This is a genomic window from Streptomyces sp. CBMA152 (genome assembly GCF_014596475.1).
In the GTDB taxonomy this organism is placed as follows: Bacteria; Actinomycetota; Actinomycetes; order Streptomycetales; family Streptomycetaceae; genus Streptomyces.
The window spans coordinates 180,792-204,537 of record NZ_MECJ01000006.1 but is presented as its reverse complement, the minus strand read 5'-3'; the positions used below and the strand labels follow the sequence as shown (position 1 = coordinate 204,537).

21 protein-coding genes are annotated in these 23,746 nt (G+C 68.3%); 9 read left to right on the top strand and 12 right to left on the bottom strand.

Translation table 11 applies throughout. From position 1 onward, the window contains the following. Positions 1–2: 2 nt before the first annotated feature. The 5 genes from BG418_RS06575 to BG418_RS06555 all read right to left on the bottom strand — a co-directional run bounded on the left by BG418_RS06575 (position 3) and on the right by BG418_RS06555 (position 5,874). Positions 3–530 (bottom strand): DinB family protein, encoded by a 528-nt coding sequence (locus tag BG418_RS06575; protein ID WP_188272750.1) that lies wholly within the window; start codon positions 528–530, stop codon positions 3–5. 164 nt (positions 531–694) lie between these two features. Beyond that, positions 695–3,358 carry a glycosyl hydrolase gene (locus BG418_RS06570; protein ID WP_188272749.1) on the bottom strand — a complete coding sequence of 888 codons (2,664 nt, stop codon included), beginning with the start codon at positions 3,356–3,358 and terminating at the stop codon, positions 695–697. 220 nt (positions 3,359–3,578) lie between these two features. Beyond that, positions 3,579–4,106, bottom strand: a complete 528-nt coding sequence (locus BG418_RS06565; RefSeq protein ID WP_188272748.1) for a hypothetical protein — start codon at positions 4,104–4,106, stop codon at positions 3,579–3,581. A 217-nt stretch (positions 4,107–4,323) separates the two neighbouring features. After that, complete coding sequence (locus tag BG418_RS06560; RefSeq protein WP_188272813.1) at positions 4,324–5,049, bottom strand: ankyrin repeat domain-containing protein; 726 nt, start codon at positions 5,047–5,049, stop codon at positions 4,324–4,326. Between the two features lie 117 nt (positions 5,050–5,166). Then, positions 5,167–5,874, bottom strand: a complete 708-nt coding sequence (locus BG418_RS06555; RefSeq protein ID WP_188272747.1) for an RraA family protein — start codon at positions 5,872–5,874, stop codon at positions 5,167–5,169. A 177-nt stretch (positions 5,875–6,051) separates the two neighbouring features. On the opposite strand from BG418_RS06555, the gene BG418_RS06550 reads away from it, so the two are divergent. Further along, positions 6,052–6,768 (top strand): GNAT family N-acetyltransferase, encoded by a 717-nt coding sequence (locus BG418_RS06550; protein ID WP_188272746.1) that lies wholly within the window; start codon positions 6,052–6,054, stop codon positions 6,766–6,768. Here BG418_RS06550 and BG418_RS06545 read toward each other — a convergent pair. The 3 genes from BG418_RS06545 to BG418_RS06535 form a co-directional block, all read right to left on the bottom strand. After that, complete coding sequence (locus BG418_RS06545; RefSeq protein WP_188272745.1) at positions 6,729–7,721, bottom strand: ABC transporter substrate-binding protein; 993 nt, start codon at positions 7,719–7,721, stop codon at positions 6,729–6,731. The two genes, BG418_RS06550 and BG418_RS06545, sit on opposite strands and share 40 nt — an antisense overlap. Beyond that, positions 7,718–8,395: an ABC transporter permease gene (locus BG418_RS06540; RefSeq protein WP_188272744.1), complete on the bottom strand. Its 678-nt coding sequence runs from the start codon at positions 8,393–8,395 to the stop codon at positions 7,718–7,720. Before BG418_RS06540 ends, BG418_RS06545 begins: the two co-directional genes overlap by 4 nt. A gap of 85 nt (positions 8,396–8,480) precedes the next feature. Continuing rightward, a complete protein-coding gene (locus BG418_RS06535; RefSeq protein ID WP_317453534.1) occupies positions 8,481–9,200 on the bottom strand; it encodes an ABC transporter permease in 720 nt (239 codons plus the stop codon). 144 nt (positions 9,201–9,344) lie between these two features. Between BG418_RS06535 and BG418_RS06530 the strand changes: the two genes are divergently transcribed. Beyond that, on the top strand, positions 9,345–9,629 hold the full coding sequence (locus BG418_RS06530) for a hypothetical protein (protein ID WP_188272743.1): 285 nt from the start codon (positions 9,345–9,347) through the stop codon (positions 9,627–9,629). Here the strand turns inward: BG418_RS06530 and BG418_RS06525 are convergent. The 3 genes from BG418_RS06525 to BG418_RS06515 all read right to left on the bottom strand — a co-directional run bounded on the left by BG418_RS06525 (position 9,605) and on the right by BG418_RS06515 (position 15,382). Continuing rightward, positions 9,605–10,039, bottom strand: coding sequence for a hypothetical protein (locus BG418_RS06525; protein ID WP_188272742.1), 435 nt, complete (start codon positions 10,037–10,039; stop codon positions 9,605–9,607). The genes BG418_RS06530 and BG418_RS06525 overlap by 25 nt on opposite strands. A gap of 104 nt (positions 10,040–10,143) precedes the next feature. Beyond that, the gene (locus tag BG418_RS06520; RefSeq protein WP_188272741.1) at positions 10,144–10,536 is read right to left on the bottom strand and encodes a hypothetical protein; all 393 of its coding nucleotides are present in this window, start codon (positions 10,534–10,536) and stop codon (positions 10,144–10,146) included. 391 nt (positions 10,537–10,927) lie between these two features. Next, positions 10,928–15,382, bottom strand: a complete 4,455-nt coding sequence (locus BG418_RS06515) for an RICIN domain-containing protein (protein ID WP_188272740.1) — start codon at positions 15,380–15,382, stop codon at positions 10,928–10,930. A gap of 535 nt (positions 15,383–15,917) precedes the next feature. On the opposite strand from BG418_RS06515, the gene BG418_RS06510 reads away from it, so the two are divergent. The 3 genes from BG418_RS06510 (at position 15,918) to BG418_RS06500 (ending at position 20,382) form a co-directional block, all read left to right on the top strand. Continuing rightward, positions 15,918–16,469, top strand: a complete 552-nt coding sequence (locus BG418_RS06510; RefSeq protein WP_188272739.1) for a hypothetical protein — start codon at positions 15,918–15,920, stop codon at positions 16,467–16,469. Next, the gene (locus BG418_RS06505; protein WP_188272738.1) at positions 16,456–17,994 is read left to right on the top strand and encodes a terminase large subunit domain-containing protein; all 1,539 of its coding nucleotides are present in this window, start codon (positions 16,456–16,458) and stop codon (positions 17,992–17,994) included. The genes BG418_RS06510 and BG418_RS06505 overlap by 14 nt, the downstream gene beginning before the upstream one ends. A gap of 690 nt (positions 17,995–18,684) precedes the next feature. Further along, entirely contained in the window at positions 18,685–20,382 is a 1,698-nt protein-coding gene (locus tag BG418_RS06500) for a hypothetical protein (RefSeq protein ID WP_188272737.1), read from the top strand. A gap of 412 nt (positions 20,383–20,794) precedes the next feature. Here the strand turns inward: BG418_RS06500 and BG418_RS40780 are convergent, their stop codons facing one another. Continuing rightward, positions 20,795–20,923, bottom strand: a complete 129-nt coding sequence (locus BG418_RS40780) for a hypothetical protein (protein WP_317453533.1) — start codon at positions 20,921–20,923, stop codon at positions 20,795–20,797. A gap of 268 nt (positions 20,924–21,191) precedes the next feature. On the opposite strand from BG418_RS40780, the gene BG418_RS06490 reads away from it, so the two are divergent. The 4 genes from BG418_RS06490 to BG418_RS06475 all read left to right on the top strand — a co-directional run bounded on the left by BG418_RS06490 (position 21,192) and on the right by BG418_RS06475 (position 23,666). After that, positions 21,192–21,857 carry a hypothetical protein gene (locus tag BG418_RS06490; protein ID WP_188272736.1) on the top strand — a complete coding sequence of 222 codons (666 nt, stop codon included), beginning with the start codon at positions 21,192–21,194 and terminating at the stop codon, positions 21,855–21,857. Positions 21,858–21,979: 122 nt separating this feature from the next. Continuing rightward, positions 21,980–22,408 carry a head decoration protein gene (locus BG418_RS06485; protein WP_223184439.1) on the top strand — a complete coding sequence of 143 codons (429 nt, stop codon included), beginning with the start codon at positions 21,980–21,982 and terminating at the stop codon, positions 22,406–22,408. Next, positions 22,405–23,454: a major capsid protein gene (locus tag BG418_RS06480; RefSeq protein ID WP_188272735.1), complete on the top strand. Its 1,050-nt coding sequence runs from the start codon at positions 22,405–22,407 to the stop codon at positions 23,452–23,454. Before BG418_RS06485 ends, BG418_RS06480 begins: the two co-directional genes overlap by 4 nt. Then, positions 23,451–23,666, top strand: coding sequence for a hypothetical protein (locus BG418_RS06475; protein WP_188272734.1), 216 nt, complete (start codon positions 23,451–23,453; stop codon positions 23,664–23,666). The genes BG418_RS06480 and BG418_RS06475 overlap by 4 nt, the downstream gene beginning before the upstream one ends. Positions 23,667–23,746 lie beyond the last annotated feature (80 nt).

Sequence of the window (23,746 nt, the reverse complement as noted above, 5' to 3'; positions counted from 1 at the left end):
CGTCAGACCCCCGTCGTGCCGTCGATGCGCTCCCTGAGCAGATCCGCGTGGCCGTTGTGGCGCGCGTACTCCTCGATGAGATGGATCAGGATCCAGCGCAGCGAGACACTCTTGTCCCCGAGCACGGCGGCGTCGCGGTCCGGCAGGGTGCCGGAGTCCTCCAGCGACGCGTCCGCCGTCAGCTCACGGCCCCGTGCGACCTCGGCCCGCCACTCCGCCAGCGCCGTGTCGATGCCCCGGCCCGGGTCGAGGGCGAATCCGGAGTCGCTGTCGTCCCCGTACAGCCACGGTATGTCCGTGCCGGCGAACACCTTCTGGAACCAGTTCCGTTCGACCTCCGCCATGTGTCGGATCAGGCCGAGCAGCGTCATCCGGGAGGGCTCGACAGCGGGCAGCCGTATCTCGCGGTCGTCGAGCCCCGCGCACTTCAGCGCGAGCGTGGCCCGTTGGAAGTCCAGCCAGCTCTCCAGCATGGCCCGTTCGTCGGCGTGCGCAGGCGGAATCCGGCGTCCGTCAGGTGTCGTCCTCATGCTCATCACCTTCGCACGCGCCACTGACAACGGGCCCGCACGAGGACACGGAGAACCGCACCGGCCACAACACACCGGCCCCCGTACGACATACGCCGTACGGGGGCCGGAGTACTGAGAGGGCCAGGTCGTACGTCCCTCCAGTCAGTCAGTGCTTCAGTCCGTCAGTGCTTCAGCCGTCGCGGGTCGAAGGACCACATGCCGCGTCCATGGGTGGCCGCGTACAGGTCGCCGTCCGGGCCGAGTTTCAGCTGGAGGACGGCGGTGGTGGGCAGGGTCGAGCCCAGGACCTGCCACTGGCTGGCGCCGGCGGGCCGGTAGAAGACGGCGAGGTCGGTGCCGAGGGCGAGGCCGCCGTTCGGCAGGAGCTTGACCGTGTTGGCGGGGACATCGGGCAGGTTGGCCGAGATGTCCGTCCAACTGGCGCCGCCGTCACGGGACTCGAAGATGTGGCCGTAGCCCGCGCCGGGGCCCTCGGTCCACTTGCGCGAGAAGCCGTTGACCGCGACGTACACGTGCTGGGCGTTGGCCGGGTCGACCTCGAAGCCGGAGATGTAGCGGTTCGGGATCGTGGCGTCGACCGGCAGGTTCAGCTGGTGCCAGCCGGTGCCGTCCGCTTTGCCGACGGCGATGCCCCGGCTGAAGCCCTGGTTGTTGCAGGGGCCGCACCAGCCCGCGTACACCGTGCCGCCCGAGGAGGCGACGGCGGTGGCCACATGGCCTTCACCGAGGTCGAAGGCGTTCTTCCACTCCGCGCCGGAGCGGATCGCGTAGCCCTTGGACTGCACCCAGACGTGACGGCCGCCCGCCACCCAGGTGTTGCCGTCCTTGGCGTCCGCGGCGATCGGCGCGATGAAGCGGGCACCCGCGCCGCCCAGGTCCTTGTCGGGCGGGGCGACTTCGTACTCGGTGGCCTTGGTCGGGTCGGTGGCCCAGGCACCGTTGTTGGCGCCGCAGTCCTGGGTGACCCACATGTCGAGGTAGACGTACTCCTCGGCGATGTCGCAGCCGTTGGCGGGGTCGGCGATGGTGTCGCCGCCGTCGCCACCGAAGTTGGAGCCCATCACCTTGTCGTGGGCGCGCAGGATCGACTGGCCGTTGTCCTGGAGCCCGCCGGTGATCGAGACACCACCGTGGTCGAGGTCCTTGCCGATCCCGACCGAGTAGTACTGAAGGGTGTCGATGGTGCCGTCGTTGAGCGACTGCCAGTCCTTGGCGTGACCGCCGGAGTCGACCGCTCCGTTGAGCGGACGCCGGTAGATGCCGCCGTCGTTGCCGACGTACGCCCAGCTCTTGCCCTGGTACGAGCCGATCGCGACGGCGTGCTGGTCGGAGTGGGTGGTCGGGGAGCAGTCGCCAGTCTGCTTGGTGGGGTCGATGCTCCAGCAGGGGAACGCGAAGTTCCAGTACGGGCCGGGGGTGATCCAGCTCGTCCCGCCGTTCTTCGTCTCGAAGACTTCCTCAAGACCGAGGTAAACATGGTCGGCATTGGTCGGATCGACCTGGAGGAACTGGTTGTACCAGGACTGGATGCCGGGCATGTATCCCGCGCCCTGGAGCGCGGAGCCGGAGTTCTTGAGCTTGTTGTAGTCGGCGATCTGCGTCCACGGCCCGAACGGCGAGCCGTTCTTGGAGACGTACACGCCCTTGAGACCGCTGTCCGGGTTGGACGCCATCTGGGCCGGGGACTCGTCGATGGCGTAAAGGCGCGAGCCGTCGGCCGCCGCACCGAACGTCATGTTGCCGACGTCGGCGCTGCTGGTCGGCAGGTCGCCGAGCCCGCTGACCGGTTTCCAACTGCCGTCGCTCTGCTTGCCGTAGAGCCCGTTGTACGTGTCGCCACCGCGCCAGCCGACGGCGAGCAGGACCTTGTTCGGGTCCTTCGGGTCGACCGCGATGTCATTGGCGATGTTCTTGTACGGGGCGGACGGGTCGGCGGCCTTGGAACCGCCGGGCAGATAGTCGGGGTTGGGTGCGAACTCCAGCTTCCACGGTCCCGAGAGGGTGGTTGTCGAGTGCGACCACACGCCTCGGCTGGTCGCCGCCCACACCGTGGTCCCGGCGAAGCGCAGCGCGTGGATGACGGTGCTCTCCAGCTCGGCCCCGCCGACGCGGCCGCCGGGCTGGAACTGCCCGTGCTGCGGGTCGGCGAGTACGTAGACTCCCGTGCCCACGAACGACGTCGCCCCGGTGTTGGACTCGCCGGTGGCGTACCAGAGCCGCTTGGAGCTGTCGAGGGCCAGGGTTCCGGTCGACAGGGAGGGCAGTTTGTCGGCGATGGGCTGCCAGTGCCCGCCGCCGGTCTTCGAGCGGAACACCCCGCCGTTGGCGCCGCCCGCGTACACATACCCCTGGTCGTCGGCGGCGATGCCGGTGATGCGGCCGGTCACGTCGCCGGAGCCGCCGCTGGAGTTGGAGTTGATGTCGCGGTAGCGGGGGTCGTCCGAGTTGTATGCCTTCTTGGTCACATGGTCCCAGTCGCCGCGTGTGTGCGGCATGGACTGGAGCTGTGCCCAGGCGGCGCCGTACGCGCCGGGCGCCACCACGCCGGGGGCGGTGCGGGCCTCGGTGTACTGGGCGGTGCCTTCGGCGGAGTTCTCGGCCTCGTCGGAGCCGCCGTCCCCGCCCTGGGCGGCGAGAGCGGACTTGCCGTGTCCGGCGAGTACTGCCTTGGCGTGTTTGCGGCCGATGTCGGCCTGGTGACGTGCGTTCCAGGGCCTGGGTCTGGTGTCACCGGACGCCGCGAACGACTGGCTGCTGACCAGTCCGAACGCGGCGGCCACGACGGTGCAGGTCATGAGCCGTCGTCGACGCCGTGCGGGCATCATGCGCTCTCCTCCCCGCGCCGGGCACAGGGGTGGCCCGACGCGAGGGAGATCTTGGCGTGCTCGCGACACCCCGGACAGGGCCTGACGGAAACATGGTGGGGAATTTGCCGTTCCGGAGCGGGTGTCCGCAATTCGGAGTGGGTGAAGGCGAGTTGCGCGGCGCTCCCGCCGTGGACGCCGAAGCCTGCGCACGGCGGGAGCGTTGGGTACGAGGTGTCGACTACAGGCCAACCTTGGCCAGCGCGGTGGTCCAGTCGCTGGCGATGGCCTGCTGCGCCGGGGCGAGCTGAATCGTTCCGGCACAGACCGCGCGGTACAGCTTGTACTCGACGGTGTCCTTGTCGGTCGAGGTGCTGCCGCCCGCCTGGTAGCGCGGCTCCGGCCACAGGTTCTGCGGGCTGCGCGGGTTGCCGCCGAGCGAGAGCGGTATGAGGTGGTCCTCCTCATAGTCGGCGGTGCTGGTGTCGCTGTACCCGTACTGGGCGATCTGCTGCACCTTGAGCGCGTTGGTGTAGCTCGTGGGCGGACGGATGGAGGTGCTGTAGCCGCCGACGCAGATCGTGTCCTGGATCGTGTCCTGTGTGACGTCCGGGTTGAGGGCGCCGGGCTGACAGGAGGCGTCGGGCAGCGGCAGGAAGCTCTGCGAGCAGGTGACGGCGGCGTGGGCGCTGCCGGTGGAGACGATCAGGCCGCCGGTAGCGAGCATCAAAGAGGATGCGGCGACGGCAAGTTTACGCAGACGAGGCATGTGGGGGCTCCCGTTGATCGAGGCGGTCTCCGCAGGACTGGGTAGGCCCAACGGAGTGATAGAGGCATGACAACATCTCAGCCATCTATGCGGGTAGACCCTTGCGGTGAATACCTAGTTACCGATGCGTGACCCCACGTGATCCGCGCCGTCGGCCCGTCCCGATGCGTACGGCTATGTCCTCAATGGCACGGGTTCATACGGAGGTTGGGGCGCCTCACGCCCGGTCCTGCGCCGACTTCGCGCCTCTCCCCCGCAGCCACGCCACCAACTCGACATGCCCGGCGCGGGCGGCGGTGTCGAGCGGGGTGAGTTCGTCGTAGCCGACCCAGTTGATGTCGCCGCCCCGCTCCAGGAGGTACGCGGCCGTCGGCCGGTCGCCGCCGTGGCAGGCGCACCACAGCGCCTCGGTGACCTCGATCGCGGGCGGTGGAGTGGCGGGCGGGGTGAAGTAGGCGATCACACGGTCGAGTTCGCCGAGCCCGGCTGCCTGCCACAACGTGGTGCGGGCACCGCGTTCGAGCAGGCGGCGGGCGGCGTGCCACTGGCCGAACGCGACCGCGTCCGCGATCGCCGTGCCGCCCGCGATGACCGACCCGTCGACCTCGATGTCCGCGCCCAGGTCGAGCAGCGTGTCCAGAACGGCGACGTCGTCGCAGCTGGCCGCCCAGTGCAGCGGGGTCTCGGAGTGCGGCCCGGTGAACCGCGCGCCCACGTCCGCGCCCGCCTCGACGAGCGCGGTCACGACCGCCGGGCCGTTGGGGAAGTGGCCCGGCCAGTCCGTGGCCACGTGCAGCAGGGTGCGGTTCTTCAGCTCGTCGCCAAGGCGTGCCCCGGCGAGACCGGGGTGCGCGGCGAGCAGCGCCTTGAGCCGCGGGACGTCCCCGGCTCGGATCACGGTCGCCACCTCGACGGCCAGCGGCTCGTGCGCACCGATCAGCATCGTGGACACCCTTTCGTTCCCGGGTACGTAGACCGTCGTACGTATGACCATGGTCGTATCACGATCGCCGTCGCCGGAAACGTACGGCACGTACGACTTAAAACGAGGCGGCCGGGGCTATTCCTCGATCGCGCCGCCCACGGCCCGCAGGTGCTCGCGGAAGGTGAAGGACGGGTTCCGGCGGCGTTCGGCGAGGTAGCGTTCGAACTGGACCTGGCCGCGCAGGGAGTTGCCCGCGCGGATGCGTTCGGCCTGGCGGTGTTCGGTGTCGCGGATGGTCTCGGCGAGGGGGAGGAGTTCGTCGACGCGGTCGGCGGGGACGAACAGGACGCCGTCGTCGTCGCCGAGGACCACGTCCGCGCGGCTCACGGTCCACTGCCCCACCACGGCGGATTCCACCGCGTCCTCGGGGCGGCCGTCCAGGCGCTGCGGGCCGGTCGGTGTGGAGCCCATGCTGAAGACGGGCAGGCCGATGGCCCGGATGTCGGCGGTGTCGCGGTGCAGTCCCCAGATGACCACGCCCATGAGCCCCGCGCCCTTGGCCTCCAGTACGGCGAGGTCGCCGACGCACGCCTCGTCGCGGCGGCCGCCGTTGTCGACGATCAGTACGTCGCCGGGCGCGGCCTCCTCGTACGCCTCCAGGAAGATGTCGACACTGCCGACGTGCCGGGCGGGTGCGACGCGTCCGGCCACGCGTCCGCCGTCCACCACGGCCTGGACTTCGGACGGCGCGCACCGCACGGGGACGCCGGCGCGCAGGCAGGCGTCCGCGACGTGCGCGCTGGTCAGCGCGGCGAACCGGTCCCGTAGCTCCTTGTGATCCATGTCCACTTACCCCTCTCGCGATCTTCGACTGCCCCATTGTCGGGTCAACTGGGCTTGTACGGTGGTGAATGACGGGGCGGGGGTACGTGCCGGGGGAAGGCGAGGATTCCTGCCGGATTGCGTGCGGACCGACCGGAGCGCGCCCCTCCGAGGGCGCTCGGCTGACATGATGTGCGTATGCCCCAGCTGGTCCCTGCCGTTGTTCCGGCGGGCCGCCTCGGCCGGTCCGAGCAGCCCTCGCTCCCGGTCTCCGCCGGTCTGTTCCTGCGCCCTTGGGAACTCGACGACGCGCCGTTCGTTTACGAGGCGTACCAGGATCCGTCGATCCAGCACTGGACGCGTCGGCGGGCGGACTGCGAGATCGAGACGAGGGAGTGGATCGCGCGCTGGCGCCAGGGCTGGCGGGCGGAGACGGACGCGCACTGGGCGATGGCCCGGGCGTCCGATGGTGCGGTGATCGGGTGGGTGGCGCTGTGCCATCTGGAGCTGGCGGTGGGCCGCGCCGAGTGCCGGTACTGGGTCCTGCCCTCGGCGCGCGGCCAGGGCGTGGCTCCGGCGGGCGTGTCCGCGCTGGCCTACTGGGCGCTGGATACGGTCGGGCTGCACCGGATCGAGATCGCGCACCCGATGGCGAACGAGGCCGCCTGCCGGGTCGCCATGAAGTCCGGTTTCCCCACCGAGAGCACTCGGCGCAGCGCCCAGCTGCACGCGGACGGCTGGCATGACATGCACGTCCACGCGCGCGTACAGCAGGGCCTGGACGACCTGCCGGACGAGCCCCCGCCCGACCGCGCCCTGGGCCAGGTGCAACACCGTCTTCACCGCCGCCATCGGGATCGCCTGCGGGACCGGATTCAGGGCCGTGGCCGCAGCAGGCCTTTCGACTCCAAGTAGGTCTTGGCCACGTCCTGCGGCAGCCGCCGCCAGCTGTCGACCTGCTGGTTGAGGCTGGCCAAGTCGGCGGTGGTCAATACGGTGTTGAGGGCACCGAGTGCGTTGGTCACGCCCTTGCTGCCCGCTCGGGAGCGGTTGACGACGGGGACGATGTAGTCGGCGTTCTGGAGATGTTTGTCGTCCGCGAGGAGGACGAGTCCGAAGTTGTCGAGGGTGGCGTCGGTGGTCGTGGTGAGGACCATCTGGTCCTGCCCGTTCTGGACGGCTTGCTTGGACTGGGTGGTGCCGACGCCTTTGGGGTCGACGGCGGTGATGTCGATGCCGTACGTCTTCTTCAACCCTGGTTCGCAGTAAGGCCGTTGAACGCATTCGTCGCCTGCCGCGAGTCGTACGGGGAGTTTCGCCGCGCCCAGATCGCTGAGCGTCTTGAGCTTGTGCTGCCGGGCGTAGTCGGCGGTGACGGCGAAGGCATTCTGGTCGACGGCTTTGCCCGGGTCGAGGACGGTGAGGCCGCGCGGGGTGGCGAGTCGGCGCAGCGCGGTCATCGTCTTCGCGAGGTCGGGCGAGCCGACGGGTGGTGCGTCGGGGCCGTGCGCCTTGGCGTTGAGCCAGTCGGCGAGGGTGGCGGCGTATTCGGGTACGACGTCGATCTGCCCGGATTCGAGGGCGGGTTCGTACAGCTCACGGTTGGTGACGGAGAGGATCTTGGTGCTGTAACCGGCCCGGCCGAGGAGCAGGGCGTACATCTGGGCCAGCAGATCGCTTTCCGTGAACCCGGCGGTGCCGATGGTGAGGTGCTTGCTGTCGCCGGGTGGGGCGGTGACGGCGCCCTGGTTTTCGAGGGTGGGGCCGGTGGTGCAGGCGCTTCCCGTGAGGAGGGTGGCGGCGAGGAGTACGTGGTAGGGGCGAGGGGCTCGCCGTGGCCGGGCGAGGAGTGCGCGGTGGAGCCTCATCCGGCACCGCCGGCCCTCGCCCAGCGGGGCCCGAGGCGCTGGACGACCTCGAAGATGGCCTCCACGACGAGGGCGAACACGGCGACCAGGATCGCGCCCGCGACGACCTGCGGGGTGGAGGCGAGGTTGAACCCGGCGGTGATGATCCGGCCGAGTCCACCGCCCCCGGCGAGCGCGGCGAGGGTGGCGGTGGCGACGAGCTGGACGGCGGCGATCCGTACACCGGTGAGGACGAGGGGCAGCGCGAGCGGCAGTTCAACTCGCCACAGCAGCTGACTACCGGTCATCCCCATGCCTTTCGCGGCCCGGACCACGTCACGGTCGACTTCGCGCATGCCGACGTACGCGTTGGTCAGCAGCGGCGGTACGGCGAAGAGGATCAGGGCGACGATCGTCGGCGCCTCGCCGTGTCGCCCGAGCGGGGTGAGGAGCAACAGGACGAGTACGGCGAAGGTGGGCACGGCCCGGCCGATGTTGGAGAGGTTGACGGCGAGGGCGCCACCTTTGCCGAGGTGTCCGAGGACGAGCGCGACCGGCAGCGCGATGAGACAGCTGAGGACGAGGCAGAGGGCGGTGAGCCAGAGGTGCTCGCCGAGCCGGTGCCAGATGCCGTTCTCGCCGTGCCAGTGGGCGGATCCGGTGAGCCAGGACCAGGCGTCGGAGAGCGTGGTCATGGCTGCACCGGCGGGGTGTCGGGGCGCGGGGTGATGCCCGCAGCACCGGTGTTTCGGAGCGCGGATTCATGCCTGGGGCGCGGGGTCATGCCCGTACCGCCCGGGTCCATGGCGTGAGCAGCCGCTGGGCGAGGAGGAGTACGAGGTCGGCGGCGATGGCGATGACCACGCAGAGGACGGAGGCGGTAAGGACCTGCGCCTTGAAGTACGTGTTCATACCGGAGTAGATGAGGTTGCCGAGTCCGCCGTATCCGACGATGGCGCCGACGGTGACGAGTGAGACGGCGGAAACGGTCGCGATCCGCAGCCCCGCCATGGCGGCGGGCAGCGCGAGCGGCAGCTCCACGGCGAGGAGCAGCCGTACGGGCCCGTACCCCATGCCCCGCGCGGCCTGCCGCGTGTCCTCGGGCACGGCCCGCAGCCCCGCGAGGATGTTCCGTACGAGGAGGGTCAGCGAGTACAGAACGAGCCCGGCCACGACGAGGGTCGCCGACAGCCCGTACACCGGAAGGAGCAGCGAGAACATCGCGAGGGAGGGAATGGTGTAGAGGACGGTGGTAACCCCGAGCACGGGCCCGGCAGCCCACCGCCATCGCCGCGCGACGATGGCGAGCGGGAGGGCCACGGCGAGCCCGATCACGACGGATACGACGGTGATCTGGAGGTGCTGGACGACGGCGTCCCAAAGGATCTGGCTGCGGGAGGAGAGGTACTCCCCGCAGATCCAGTCGTTGCGCGCGAGGCAGTCGTGGGGCGCCGCGGCGTGGTGGGGTGGCAGCGGCGCGGTGAGCTGTCCGGCGGTCACTTGTTCATTGGAACGTGCGGGGTGGGGTGGGGGCGCGGGGGGATGGGCCGATGGGGTGGGGGTGGCGGCGCGCCTGGAAAACGGTGAGGACGGTCGTCGTCACGACGACTGTCTTCGCGGGGAGGCATTGCCTATCCTCCGGCCATGGAGTGGGCGACGGTGGTGGCGACGGCCATGGGCGCGCTGATCGGCATGGGCAGCACGCTGCTGGCCGAGCGGACTCGGTGGAGACGGAACTTAGGCGAGCAGGAGCGGGGTGAGTTACGTACGGCGTACGCGCGCTATCTGGAGGCGGCGACGCTGGCCCGGGACGCGATATCGCTGGCGAGCCGTTCCGTCGGCCTCGCGTCGGAGGAACGTGCTGAGCTCGCCAGACCTGCGCTCCAGGACGTGTATGCCCGCCACTACGAGCTGGAGACCTTCACCTGATCGTCGCCACGCTCGCCCCAAGCCGGCCGCGCGCCCAGCTCGCCGACCGCCTCTGACAGGAAGACCCCATGCCCCGCACGCGACAGTCCACGCCCCCCACCCCCGGCTCCATCTGGTGCACGAGCTGCGACAGTTGGTTCAACATCATCACCAACACGTGCCGCTGCACCGAGCCGGTCCGCAAGCTCGGCGACAATGCGGAAGACGTCGCCACCCTGTGGGCGCTCGACGGTGATGACGGCATCGTCAACGAACACTTCGGCCTCGCTGCCATCGGCGGCCCGGATCCAGAAGTTCCTGGGGTTGCCAGTCGCCCGTTCTGGAGCAGCATCGTAGGGTGCCAGGACCTCGAAGACCATGTTCAGGTCCGGCGGGACCGGTTCGCCGTTGACGAACTTGTGGATTCCCACAGCGCGACTCACTTCACCGCCTATCAGAATATGGGTTACGGATTTTCTCCCTCCCGGTATCAGCTGCCCGAAGAGCCGACGCGCATTTCGCCAACCGGATACATCTATGATGCCCGGATCGCCTGCGTGATTTCCTGGCCGGTGGATGCCACAACGACGGACCAATCCTTGAAATCCTCCGGCAGATGCTGACGGTCCGCTTCACGGCTCAGGACCACCGTTCCTCCTGGGAGAACCAGAACGGCCTCTAGGCGCTGCATTATCTCAGAAATGATATCCATAATCCCATCCCCCCCAAAATTGCTGATCATGATGCTACTTTCGGAGCTGAGGTAGATATCCGCCACCCCCCCGCCCTCTCCCGTCTTCAACTGGAGAAAGTGACGCTCGGGGTCACGTTCTGTCACGTGCGCATCGAGAATTTCATGAATAACGTCTCTTTCCAGGTGAACCTGCTCGGAATTAACAAACCGAAACACAAAGATGTCGTAACTCACTTGAATCTCCGCGGTAGGTGACGAGTCGGGGTGATCCTATACGCGCCCCGAGGAGTGATGAACCCCTATCGGCGCGTTCCACGTGGTCTGGAGGTATGCCGCCTTGCGGAGGCCAGGAGTTGCAAGCTCTCTCGCTCGCAGTGCCCATCTGTGGCGCTGCGGGAATCGCCGCTGATGGGCAGACACTCGTCGCCGGCATGCTGAGCGTCAGGGGCGGCGCGATGAGGGAAGGGCTCACCTCTCCGGCTCGCGCCGCCCCCTTGACGCTATCTCAGCTGTGGCTGGCAAAGGCAGACGTCCGTACGGACAGTCTGCATCCTGCCCTTCTCCTGCCACCTAGGCTTGCACTGGGCGGCAGTCCTAGAGAACTGTGTCCGTGTGGCCCCATGGCCTAGGGAGCGGGCGGCGTGTACACGACCTTAATTCTTGCGAGCTTTTCGTTCGCCGCAAAAACCTTCTCGGCTTCGTCGAACACATCGGACTCGGCGATGTGCCATGTAATCGATGTATTGGGAGCCGCCGCAACCTGCTTTTCCGCTTGCGCCACGAAATCCGTCTTCACGATATCCGGCCTGAACTTCATGATCTGCGAATAGCCGGGGCCCTTCGCCTCCAGCAGTTCGACGCCGTTGAATCCGTCAAACTTCAGCTCCCCTGCACGGTTCGACGTATTCAGTATCTTGTAGCCGAACCCTTCAGGAACCCCTGTTATCTGGAATTCGTAGGCAACGGCCCTCGCGCTCTTTCCCCCCTCCGTGGTGATGGCCCATACGCCGGGCCCTCCCTTCACGACCCAGCAGCCCTTTGCCGCCGCGGCGGCGTGCACGGTGGTCAAAGCCGTCCGGGCCACCGGCCTGCCGCATGTGTCGCCGAGCGTGCGGAGCAGCTTGGCTCCGATTCCGGCGATAGCCTCCTCAGTGAGCCCGACGGTACGTAGGCCCCTCCAGGCGTCGATGAAGCCGATGCCCGTTCTCGCTGCAGCGTCGACGGCTTTGACGCCATCCGCGATGGCCTTGATGGCGACGTTGCCGAAGACGAGGGACGTGATGTCGAAGGCGGCCCAGCCGCAGTTGCCCAAGCTTCCGCCGCCACCGGTGATTTTGTCCCAGCACCCGGTGAAGTCCTCGGTGAGGGCCTTGATCAGCCCCTTGCCGATGGCGTGGTTGAACTCCTGCTGCGTGATCGTGTAGGTGACCTCTTGGGTCTGCGGCTTCAGCTCCTGGCTGGCGAGGAACAGGGTGTCGGAGGCCAGGCATCCGGACTGTGCGTCGGGGATGTCGGGGTTGGTGCACAGGAAGAGGTCGACGAACACCTTGGAGGTGATCGTCGCGGTGATGATGCAGTCACCGGTGTGGATGATGACGTTGCAGTTGTCCTTCTTGACGTTTTCCGGTTCGCCGACGGGCTCGAGCTTGGTCTTGAAAAAGACGCCGCCGATGCTGCCGGCCCCGGTCGAGATCTGGGTGTTCTTCTCCTTCGTCTCCGCCCGTTGGGCCGCGTCCTGGGCGTCCTTGGCTGCCTTGGCGGCGTCCTTGGCCGCCTGTTCCGCCTCTGTGGCAGCGGTGTTGGCGCGGTCGGCTGCGGCCTGTGCGTCCTTGGCCGCCTGCGCGGCCTGGTCTGCAGCGTCACGTGCCGCTGCCGCGTCGAGGGCGGCCTGGTCGGCGGACTCGCGGGCTTCCTTCGCATAACCTTCGGCCCGGCCGGCTGCCTTGTCGGCGGCTGCCGCGTCCTCGGTGGCCTGCCGGTCGTATTCGACCGTGCGGGCCAGGGACTTGGCAGCCTCAGCTGCGTATCCGGCGGCTTGTGTCGAATAGCCGAGGGCTTCCTTCGCGTAGCCCCGGGCTTCTGCCGCGTAGCCGGCCGCGTTGGCGGCGTGGAGGTACGCCTCCTTCGTATCGCCCTGGGCCTGGTTGGCGATGTCCTTGGCCGCTTCGGCTTCCGTTTTGGCGTTGTCGGCGTGGGCCTGGGCGACGGCCTGCTGCTGCTCGGCGACCGTCTTCGACGCCTGCCCCGTCAGCACCACCAGAGAGGCTGTGCTGTCGGTGTCCGCGTAGGGGCTGCCGAGTTGGACGGCGTCGTTGGCCGGCTTGGCGACCTGTCGTGCGGCGGCCGTGGCATCAGCGGCGGCCTGCGCGGTGACATGGGCGTAGCCGGCGGCCTTCGCCGCGGCGGCGAGAGCGGTGAGAGCCTCCTTGCCGGCGGCGTCGGCGTTGGACTTGGCGGTCTTCGCCTGCGCGGTCGCCAGGTCGGCCTGCTTGACCGCGGCGGTGGCTTCGGCTGCCGCGTCCTTGGATGCCTGAATGGCGTCCGCGGCGGCACTGGTGGCCGTCCTGACCGCGGCGTCGGCCTTCAGCTTCGCGGCCTGCGCGGCATCCGCGTCGGAACGGGCCCGCTTGGCCGCAGCCTCCGCCCTCGTGGCCGCAGCATCTGCATCCGCCGCTGCCTGGGTGGCGGCGTCGGCCTCGGTACGGGCCCGTTTGGCTGCCGCTTTGGCATCGTCCGCAGCGGCAGCGGCCTCATTGGCTGCCTTACGGGCGGCGTCCGCAGCATCCCCGGCGTCCAACGACTGCGCGTACGCTTCCTTGGAGTCGGCCTTGGCGCGGGCGGCGTCCGCTTTCTGCTCGGCGTTGTAGACGTCGTCCCGCAGTGCTTGGGCCTTGTCGCGGGCCTTGACCGCGTCGTCACGGTTGCTCTTGGCGGTCTGCTCGGCGGCTTCGGCCTTGTCCTTGGCGTCCTTCGCCTTCCCGGCTTCTGCCTGGGCGTTCTGCTTGTGCTGGTTGGCTTCGGCCTGCTTCGCTGCGGCCGTTTCCTTCTCCGCCTTGGCCGTCTGCTCCTGCGCCTCCGCCGCGAGCCGCTTGGCGTGTGCCTGCGCTGCGGCGGCCTTCGCCTCGCCCTCGGCCTTGACCGCGTCGGCCAGCTTCGCCTTCGCACTCTCCGCGTCCGTCTTGGCGTTGTCGCGATGCATCTTGGCCGCATCACGGGCGGCCTGGGCCTGCAACTCCGCTGTCTCAGCAGCCTTCTTACGGAACTCGGCCCGCACTTGCGCTGCCTGCGCGAGGGCCCGCTGGGTGATGGTGTCGCTGTCGGCCGCCGAGGCACGGGTGGCGGCCTCGGCAGTTTCCCCGGCCTTGACCATCGCCTCCAACGCGGCAACAGCGCCCTGGGTGACCTGGTCCTTCTGCTGCCCGACGATCAGACCGCGTCCCCGAGGGGCCCCGTTCTGGTCCGCGATGGTGTAGGCGGCCTGCTGCGCCGTGGTGGAGGTGGCAGCGGCCTTCTTCGCTGTCTCCAACTGAGCACGGAGGACGTCGAGTTGCTTCTTCGCCTCCACCTGCGCACCCGTGATGTTCGCCTTGGCCTTGTCGACGTTGGCCTTGGTCGGGGCCGGGCCGGTGTGGCCCTTGGGGGAGACCTTGAACTTCTGCCCGTCCGTGCCGTTGCACGGGTAGAGGAACGCGTCCTGGCCGTTGGTGAACGTGCGCAGGTCCAGGCACTTGCCCGTTCCCGTGTTCCTCAGACTCGTGGTGGCACGGACGTCGGCTTCCCACGTCTGGGCCGGAGCCTGGTTGCAGTTCCAGATCTGGATCTTCGTGCCGTCGGCGCTGTTGGCGTGGTCGACGTCCAGGCACTTGCCCGAGCTGGGGTTCCGCAGATGCAGGCCGCTGCCGTCCGGCTCCAGTCGCCAGTCTTGCGCTGCGCCGTTGTTGCAGTTCCAGATCTGTACGGAGGCGCCGTTGTCCTTGCTTCCCCCCTCGACGTCCAGGCACTTGCCGGCAGCAGTCACCACCTTGATCACATTGGGGGCGTCGCCGATCCAGCCGACGCCGCCCTCGGTGGAGTAGTCCAGCCAGCGAGTGGAGTAGTCCGCGACCCACGACTGGCCCACCAGCTTGCCCAGGGCGAACGTGCCATCCTGCAACGCCTTCGCCGCGGTGGAGCTCGCACCGAGGATCTGCTGACGCTGCGCGGCCTGCGAGGCGATCTCCTGCTGCCACTCAGCGGATGCCTGCGCCACCTCCTTACCGAGAGCTCGGTTCGGGTCGATCGGGTCGTGCCAGGCACACGTGGCGAAGCGGGCCTTCAAGTCCTCGACCGCGATACGGAACTCGGGACTGTCCGGAGCCGGGGCTGTAGTGGGGAAGCCGCCCGAGGACAGGAAGATCCGGGCGTCATCGGTGAACACCCGGGGAACGAACCACTGGTTCTCTTCGACCTTCCCCGAGTTCTTCTTCCACAGCGCCCACGCCTGCTGCTCCTGGGGCGTGCCTGCCGTGGTGTACAGCGCGTCGCCGATCGCGAGCGCGGCTGCCTTCGTCTTGTCGTCGGCGGTGGGTGACGGATCGTAGAACGGATTGACCACGTCGTCCCCGGCCCCGTACGACTGATACAGCCACGGAAGCAGCCCGACCTGATCGAAGACCTTGCCGTCCCCTCGCGGCGGGTGAGGGAAATCCAGACCGCTGGTGGCGCCGGACCACACCTGCTCCTGGTCGCTGACCTTCTTCAGCCACTGGTCGGTGCTGTCGCTGTCCGCATTGCGAGCCTGATGCAGAGGGGTCTTGTCGTTGAGAAGGTCCCGATAGACCTTCTGGTGAAGCTGATCGGGCGGCAGCCCGATGGCATCCTGCGCCAGGGCGAACAGGCTGGCCCCGCCCCTGCGCAGGGCATCAGCAGCCACACACTGATCCCCACGCAGCTGTTCAGAGGCCTTGGTGTCGTAGCCGTCGTAGGAATCCCCGACCAGGCTCATACCGCCCCGGCCCGAAGACCCCGCAAGGTCAGGCCGAACAGCGAGGCCGACCACCATGGCGACGGCCGTCAGCAGAAGAATGATCCGGGCAGCCAACCCCGACTGTCCCGGCCTTGGTAAGAAAGGATTTGGAGATCTGGAACGCAAGAGACATGCCTTTCATCCCGAGGTCGAAGCGACCCAGGGCACACCTCACCCCCCATGGGCGACAGCTGTTCCCCCGGTCGCTGGTGCATGTACTCGCACGGCGGGACGGGTCAGGACCCTCCGTGCATGCCGCCAACCGTATGCACACCCCAACGGAATGACACAGGTGTTTGATTACTTGGTTCGGGCTGTCTGTCCGAAACCACCACACGTCTCTCGACCGCACCACAGAGCGCAGCTCCCCCACCCTCATAGGAGACCTGTGACTTTCCTGTGAAGCTGATGCAGGGAGTCCGAGGTTCCCTGGGGCCCAGATCTGTCCGATTGCCTACGGCCACAAATTGCACACGTCGTCTCGTAATCGCCCACGTACGGGACCAACTGCGCGAGCGTCCGCGGACACCGCACTCCACGACGCTAGAAGCCCACGCTACTTCCGCTACAGGATCATGAAGAGAAGGGCGCGGGGCCCAGGGAGTCGTTCATGGGCCGCCCCGACCGGGCCGCGCGGGCCGCCATCACCCAACGCCGGGCCGACGCGATCGATCTGAAGCTGGCGGGAGTTGACTGGCTGACCATCGGCCGCAAGCTGGCCGCCGATCCCGCGATCAACTCGGACGGCGTCGCCTACCCGCAGGGCTACGGCATCGACCTGTACCGGCGGGGCCTGGAACCCCCCACGGACAAGCGGCTGATCGAGCTCGCCTGCAAGGACGTCTCCAAGGCCCTCAACGAACGCACCACCACTCTCGACACCAGCGCGGACGAACTGCGCCAGCTCATGGTCGAGCGACTGGAGCGACTGTTCTTCACGGTCTACCGCGCGGCCATCCGCTCCGGTGACTACCAGGCCGTTGACCGTGCGGTCCGCATCATTGAGCGCAGTAGCCGCCTCCTCGGGCTCGACCGACCGGTACGGACCGAACTGTCTGGGCCCAACGGCGCGGCAGTGCAGGTCGAGACAGCCGGACTGGAGGAGCTGGAGCGGCTGATCGCTCTGGCGGGCAGCCCGGTCGGCAGGGATGAGGAGGGCTGACGAGGCTGCGGTCCTTCAGCTGTACCGGGAGCTTCCCGCTTCCCGGCGCCGGGAGATAGCCGCAGCATCCAGCCCGGGCCTGCGTGCTCAGCTCCACGCCATCGAGCGGGAGATGGCGTTGGACCGCTCCCCCGGCGCCATGGCCGCCGTCCTCACTGACGGCCGGGAGATGCAGGCCGCGCATCTCGCGAAGATCGACGCGGCCTTCGAGCGGGTCGCCTCCGGGCAGCCGACACGGCTCTTGCTGACGATGCCGCCCCGGCACGGCAAGAGCCGCCGCGCCGCACGGTGGGGGCCGCTCTGGTACCTGCGGCGCCGCCCAGAACACCGGGTGATGATCGCGTCCTACTCCTCCGACCTGGCCGACGACCACGGCCGGTGGATCAGGGACGCCATCCAGGCCTACGGCCCGCAGCTCGGCATGAGCCTCCGCGCGGGCTCCAGCGCGGCGAACCGCTTCGACCTGGCCGGCACCGAGGGCGGCGCGGTGATGGCCGGTGTCGGCGGCGGCCTCACCGGCAAAGGCGCCCACCTGGCCGTGGTCGACGACCCGATCAAGGACGCTCAGGAAGCGTCCTCGCCGACCATGCGCAAGCGCCTGTGGGAATGGTGGCAGGCCGTCCTCCTCACGCGCATCGAGCCGGGCGGTTCGGTCATCCTCATCCAGACCCGCTGGGACGAGGACGACCTCGCCGGTCGGATCCTCGCCGACGAGCGTGACCGCTGGACCGTCATCGACCTCCCCGCGCTCGCCCTTGCCGACGACGACGCCTTGGGCCGCGAAGTCGGCACGCCGCTGTGGCCTCACCGGTACGACACCAACGCCCTGGCCGAGATCCGCCGCTCGGTGGGCGAGCGCGTCTGGTGGAGCCTCTACCAGCAGCAGCCCCGCCCCCAAGAAGGCGGCGTCTGGCAATGGTCGTGGATCGCCAACAACCGCATCAGCGCAGCCCGCTTCCGCGGAGTGGACCTGGCCCGCATCGTGGTTGCCGTCGACCCGGCGGGCGGAGAGTCCACGGTGGGCGACGAGACCGGGATCGTCGCTGCCGCCCGCGACCGTGACGGGCACCTCTACGTTCTCGACGACCGCTCTGGCAACCGCGGCGCCGAATCCTGGGGTCGAGAGACCTGCCTCCTGGCCATCGAGCTGCGTGCTGACGCGATCGTCGTTGAGTCGAACTACGGCGGCGACATGTCCCGCCAGATCCTCCACCAGGCATGGACCCAGCTCCAGGACGAGGACCATACCGACGGAATGCTGATGCCCGCGGTCCTCTCTGTCACCGCGAAGCACGGCAAGAGACTGCGGGCGGAACCCATCGCCCAGCTCTACGACCAGGGCCGCGTGCACCATGTCGGGGAATGGCCTGCCCTGGAACAGCAGATGGTGACATGGGTCGCCGGCATGGACAGCCCAGACCGGATGGATGCGGCCGTGCACGCACTGACGCAGCTTGCCGACCCGCAGCAGGCATCCGCAGGAGCCAGCGCGTACAACGACGCCCGCCTGACAGGGCGGCGCTGAACCGGTACTCCCCCTCCGGAGCAGTTACGCGTGGGTTCGGAGGCATCCGCAACGAGGGGTTCACACCTCAACGTTGAGGTGTGCTGGGGCCCGTGCGGACCTCCGAACCACCGCATCACGTGATGCGGTGGCTACTGAACTAGCCTGGAAAAGCGGATGCCCCCGACCTGCAGCAAGGGCCCCCGTTTGTTGCTTATTCGGGAAACGGTATGCACTGTGCTCCACCCCCGGGTACATTAGTGAATGTCAGTTGGAGGCGGCAGGCCAGGAAAAAGATGCTTCAGTCTCGACCTGACCCACCGCCCTTGTGAGGCGCCAGCTGCTACTTGCGCAGGTCAGTCAGTACTTCGAGTACTAGTCGAAGCAGACTGGCGACCCCTCCCAATAGAGGGATCAACTGCCCTAAGCGGCTGGCTCCTCGCGCTCCCCTTTCTGATGCATACGCATGCCTTCCGGACATTCTTCTCACCTCCTCCCTAGCACTGTCCGGAATTCAGCATTCCGGACAGCACTAGGGAAGGGTGCGAGGTATGCGGATCGATTTTATGTGCCTGACAATCGCCGCGTATCCCATTCGCAAGATTTCCCTAACTGCCGTTTCCGGAAGGCGCTAAGGCGCAGACTGAGCCAGAGGGCCGCAGCACTACGCTGATGTACGGGGCGCGGGGCTGACGATGGGAACTGCTCCCCGTGGGCCTGCGCCATTTCCTCACCGATGCCTGGTCGTGGCTGAACTACAAGCCCGCCATGGCCTCCACACTCGATGGCCGCCCGCACCGGGCCCTGGCCCCCGAAGTACAGGCCAGTTGGCTACCCGATGATGCGATCCGTCGCTTGGCCGCGTACAAGCTGCTGGCCGCGTACGACTCCAACCAAGCCGGGGAGCTCGCCGCGCTCACCGGGAACGAAGCCGCTGCCGAGCGGCGAGAGTTCGGCGATCCGGCCATGCTCGTGGATACCGCGCTGGCGCATCTCCTCGGCAAGACCCAGCAGATCACCGTGCCCGGCGCCGAACATGCGGGCAACGAGAACGCCTCGCCAGTCGCCAGGGCAGCAGCCCAGGCGCAAGAGCGGCTGCGGGACTGGGCGCAGGCGGAGTTGCTGCCGCTGCGGATGCAGGCTGCGGAACGTAAGGCTGTTCTGCTGGGTGATGCGGTGTATCTGCTGGCGTGGGATCCGTCCAAGGGCCGGGTGAGGCTGCGGACGTACGACCCCGGCTTCTACTTCCCCGTGTTGGACGACGACGCTGACCCCGGCGACTTTCCGACCCGTGTCCATCTGGCGTGGGAGATCCCTGAAGATTCCCGGCGCGGCATCAAGGCCCGGGTACGGCGGATCACGTTCGAGCTCGGGCCGATCCAGGAAGGCCCCGACCATCCTGCGGCGATGCGCCGCTATCCGTGGGCGCCCGAACAGCCCTCGGCCGTCACCTGCTACCTCTCCGACGCCGAGTGGTCGCTCGATGATCTCCGTCACGGTCAGACACTCGACGAGCTTCCCTCTGACAAGGCCACCTTTCGGACCCGGGCGGACGGGCAGGCCCTGAACCGGCTGGACCTGGCGATCGACTTCATCCCGGTGGTGCATGTCAGCAACACCGTGGCCGACGGGGAGCACTTCGGGCAGTCGTTCCTGGCGAAGGTGATGCAGGCTCTCGACGAGCTCGCGGAGACGGACACCGACTCAGCGCGCGCTTCGGCCACCGCCGGGGCTCCGATCATCGCTCTCGCCGGTGCCCGGGCGGAAGTGGACCGGGCAACGGGTCGGCCGAAGCCGCTGGCGGTACAGCCAGGCACGCTCTTCCAACTCGCTGACGGCGGGCGGATGGACGTCCTTGACACCTCGGGCCAGTTGGCGGAGCTGCGGGCCCGGGTAGAGGAGATCCGGGAGCGGGCCGCGGTCAACGCCAGGCTGCCGGCCGTCAGCCTGGGCACGGTCGATCCGTCCGATGTGCCCAGCGGCTACGCCTTCCAGATCAGCCTCGGTCCGCTGGACTCCCTGGTTGACTCGATGCGCCTGGCCCGCGCCCACAAGTACGTGCTCTTGTTGAAGATGGTGCAGCGCCTTCACCAGGCCGGTCGCGCGCCAAACTGGCCTGTGGGTCCGACGCTGGCGGCCCAGCTGGTGTTCGGCCCGCACATGCCCACTGACCGGCAGGCGATTCTCGACGAAGTGGTCAAGGGCGTAGGGGCCGGGGTGTTCTCGCTGGAGACTGGCATCCGGATGCTTCAGGACGCGGGATATCCCATCGAGGACGCGCGCCAGGAGGCTGCCCGCATCGCCGACCGGCAGTCCGCCCCGGTGTCAGAGCATCAGGTTACTTCGTCCGTTTCAGCGCCTCGCACTGCTGATCGGCTGGCCGATGCAGGAGGTCCTCCTCGACCATGACGAAGTAACCATCCACCCAGGTGTGACTGAGCGCCGTACGTGGCGGGGCTCGCCAACTGCAGTGCTCGCTTCGCGCTGCCCTGGCCTGCACGCACAGTCGTCAGAGGGAGGTGGCCCCCTGGCCCCGATGCCGCAGATGCGTCCGGAGCCGCGACCGGGGGCATCGGCCAGATCCCAGTGAACGTTCCGGCACATTCGCGAAGGCGGCCCTCGGTGTGCCCTCGACCGGCCGCGCCGGTCGAGGGCTGACTGGCCGGAAGCGCCTCTACTTGCCGCGCAGGAGCTTGTCGATCCCGCCAAACTCGTGCCGGGCCAGCTTCGCTCCGTTGCTCAGAGCCTCCTCCAACGCGGATCGGGCGGGGCTCCGCTTTACCGGCGACTCACGACGTGAGGCGATGACCGGACGTCTGGATCAGCGCCACTGCGGCGGGATGTTCGACAGCTGTTCCAGCAGATTCCAGTTGGCTGGCCGCAGCTTCGACTCATCCCATGGGGCTCCGGTGACAACCCAATAGCCGCGCAGTTCTCGGACCTGGGACACGTTGTCATCCCCGATACCGGACTCGTTGGAGCAGCACGGGCAGATGATGCACTGCGGGACGCCGTACTCGTTCAACACCGGCTCGCCGTCGTCATGCCCGCAGATCCGGCAGGGAGTCTCGGCCTTGTCTCAAAGGCGGCTGACACTGAGCACGTCTGTTGTCTGAGGGAGGGGAGCTCACGCTCCTTTGACGATGAGACGGGAGCCGTGTCGTTGGGTTCCGTAGACTCGATCACGGCGCGGGGCCATCGAGGAGTCGTACGTCTTGATGACCCGCTCTCTGCCCGCGCCGGAACTGGTGCTGGGCTACCGCCGTGACGGCCGCCCGATCCACCCCGTGCTCGGTGCGTCCGCAGAGGACTCCTCCAACGACGAGGTCCAGGTCACGATCAGTCAGAGGCAGCTCAACACGCTTCTGGCCCGGGAGAAGGACCAGGGCGGACGAGCAGCCGTTCGCCAGCTCGTCGACAAGCTCGGCTTCTCCAGTACCGCCGACTTGACCGGCTACCTCACCGCCCAGCGCCAGGCCGAACAGGAACAGCTGAGCGACCTGCAGCGCCGCGAGCAGGAGCTAGCCCAGCGGGAGAAGACGGCAGTGCAGCGTGAGGCACAGGCCCTGGCACGCGAGCGGGCTGCGGCCCGGCGGGCGGTGCTGTCCGGGCTTGGTGCGAGCGGGCAGGATCTGGAGGATGCGGCGGCGCTGCTGGGTGTCGCGGAGAACGCCGACGACGCGGAGGCCACCGAAGCCGCGGAGCAGCTGAAGGCACGGCGCCCTGAACTGTTCACCCCGCGTCTGGCCGACGAGGCTTCCCCGGCTGCCCCTGCTGGCTCCCCGGCTTCTGTGCCTCCCTACCGCCCAGTCCCGATTAACCGTTCGCCCGGCGCTGCCGGTCTGGAGATGGCTCGCAAGCGCGGCCTTCTCCCGCCCGCCTGATCGTTTGCAAGCGGCTCTGACAACGCCGCCGTGATGGGGACCACGCCCCTTCGTGCTTCGTGGACCGCGCCACCAGCTCCGGTGAGTGTGCGACCGCACCAGCACCACCAGGAGACGCGGCGTTGATCCAGCCGTACACGACCTCGGTGACGGTGACCGCTGACCGGGACTGGCTCGCCTCCCGGCACGGCACCGACTCCACCGAAACCATCACCCTCGACCTCACCAAGTTCAGCAAGAACACCCACTACGTCGAGGCCGCCCCCGGCCAGATCCACGGGTACGTGCGCTCCGGCGTTCCGGTCGGCCGCATCACTGCCTCCAGCCTGTACGGCCCGTACGATCCGGCGGCAACAGACGGCCGGGCCATCCTCGCCGGCCTCGTCTACGCCGAGGCACCGTTCACACCCGGCACCACCAAGGTCGCGGCCGCCCTGTTCTGGCACGGCACCGTCAGCACCGCGAAGATCCCCGGCGGCATCGACCCGGCGAAGATCGTGCCGAACCCGACCGGTGCGCAGATCCGGTTCGTCGGGGCGGTGAGCGCGTGAGCGTCGCCGACCTCCTGAAGAACGTCAGCGTCGCGGACCTGACGGCATACGCCCGCGCCATCCCGACCCCTGACGACTTCCTCCTGACCCAGAGCGTGTTCGCCGCGGCCGAGGTCAATGACGTCAAGTGGCGGGTACGGCAGTCCAAGCGGCGCGTGAACACCGCGTCCTACCGGGCCTACGACACGAGCGTCCCGTTCGCCAAGCGCCAGGCCGAAACCATCCAGACCGAGGGCACCCTGCCCGCGCTCGGCCAGAAGCTCCTGGTCGGCGAGATGGAGCAGCTACTGCTGGACGCTTCCCGCGGAGCCGATGACGACCGGCTTGTAGAACTGCTCTACGACGATGTCGAGCGGCACGTGGAAGCGATCCGCTCCCGCCTGGAACTGGCCGCCGGTGACGTCCTTCTCGATGGCCGTTTCACACTTGCCGGGGAGAACGGGCTGACGGTCGAGGTCGACTACGGGGTGCCGGCCGCGAACATGCCGACGGCGCCCAAGCCCTGGTCCGATCCGGCCGCAGACCCGATCGCGGACGAGCTGCGGTGGATCGACTATCTCGACTCCATCGGTGCCCCGGCCCCCGAGATGGTGCTCACCTCTCGCAAGGCCTGGTCGCATCTGGCGTCCAACGGCGCCTACCGGGCCGCCTACTACGGCACTCCGGCCGGTGGCCAGACGCCGACCGCGACGCTGAACCCGGAGCAGGTCAACAGTGTCCGGGGCACGTACGGCCTGCCGCCGGTGCAGTTCTACAAGGCGCAGGTGTGGCAGGACGACGTGTCCAAGCGGGTGCTGCCCGAGGACCGGTGGATCATGCTTCCCCCGGACCGGGCGCGGTGGGGCCAGACCCAGTACGGCACCACCACCGAGTCCCTGGCCCTCTCCCGGGGCAGCAACCCCCAGATCGAGCGGGAGGACGCGCCGGGCATCGTCATCACCCGCGACGTCCAGGATGATCCGGTGCAGATCTGGACCAAGGGCGCCGCAGCCGCCATGCCCGTCCTGTACTCCCCGGACTGCCACATCACCGCGACCGTCCTGTGAGCACCCCCGTCCACTCCCCCGGCGTCCTCTCCACTGCCGTGCACGTCCTGGACCCGGCCGAACGCGTCCCGGTGGTGCTGCTGGCTGGCACCACCGTGATGGACCCGGCCCTTATCGAACAGATCACCAACCCCCGCTGTTGGGAAGGCGATCCGCCAAATCCCGCCGAGACGGGAGCCACAGCGTCCGCCCGGAAGGCGAAGCCCGCCTAGGGCCGACCTGAGCGGCGGGGAGCAGCGACGGCGTCGTTGCGGCTCCCCGCCGCCCCCTCTACTGCTTCGCACAGGAACCC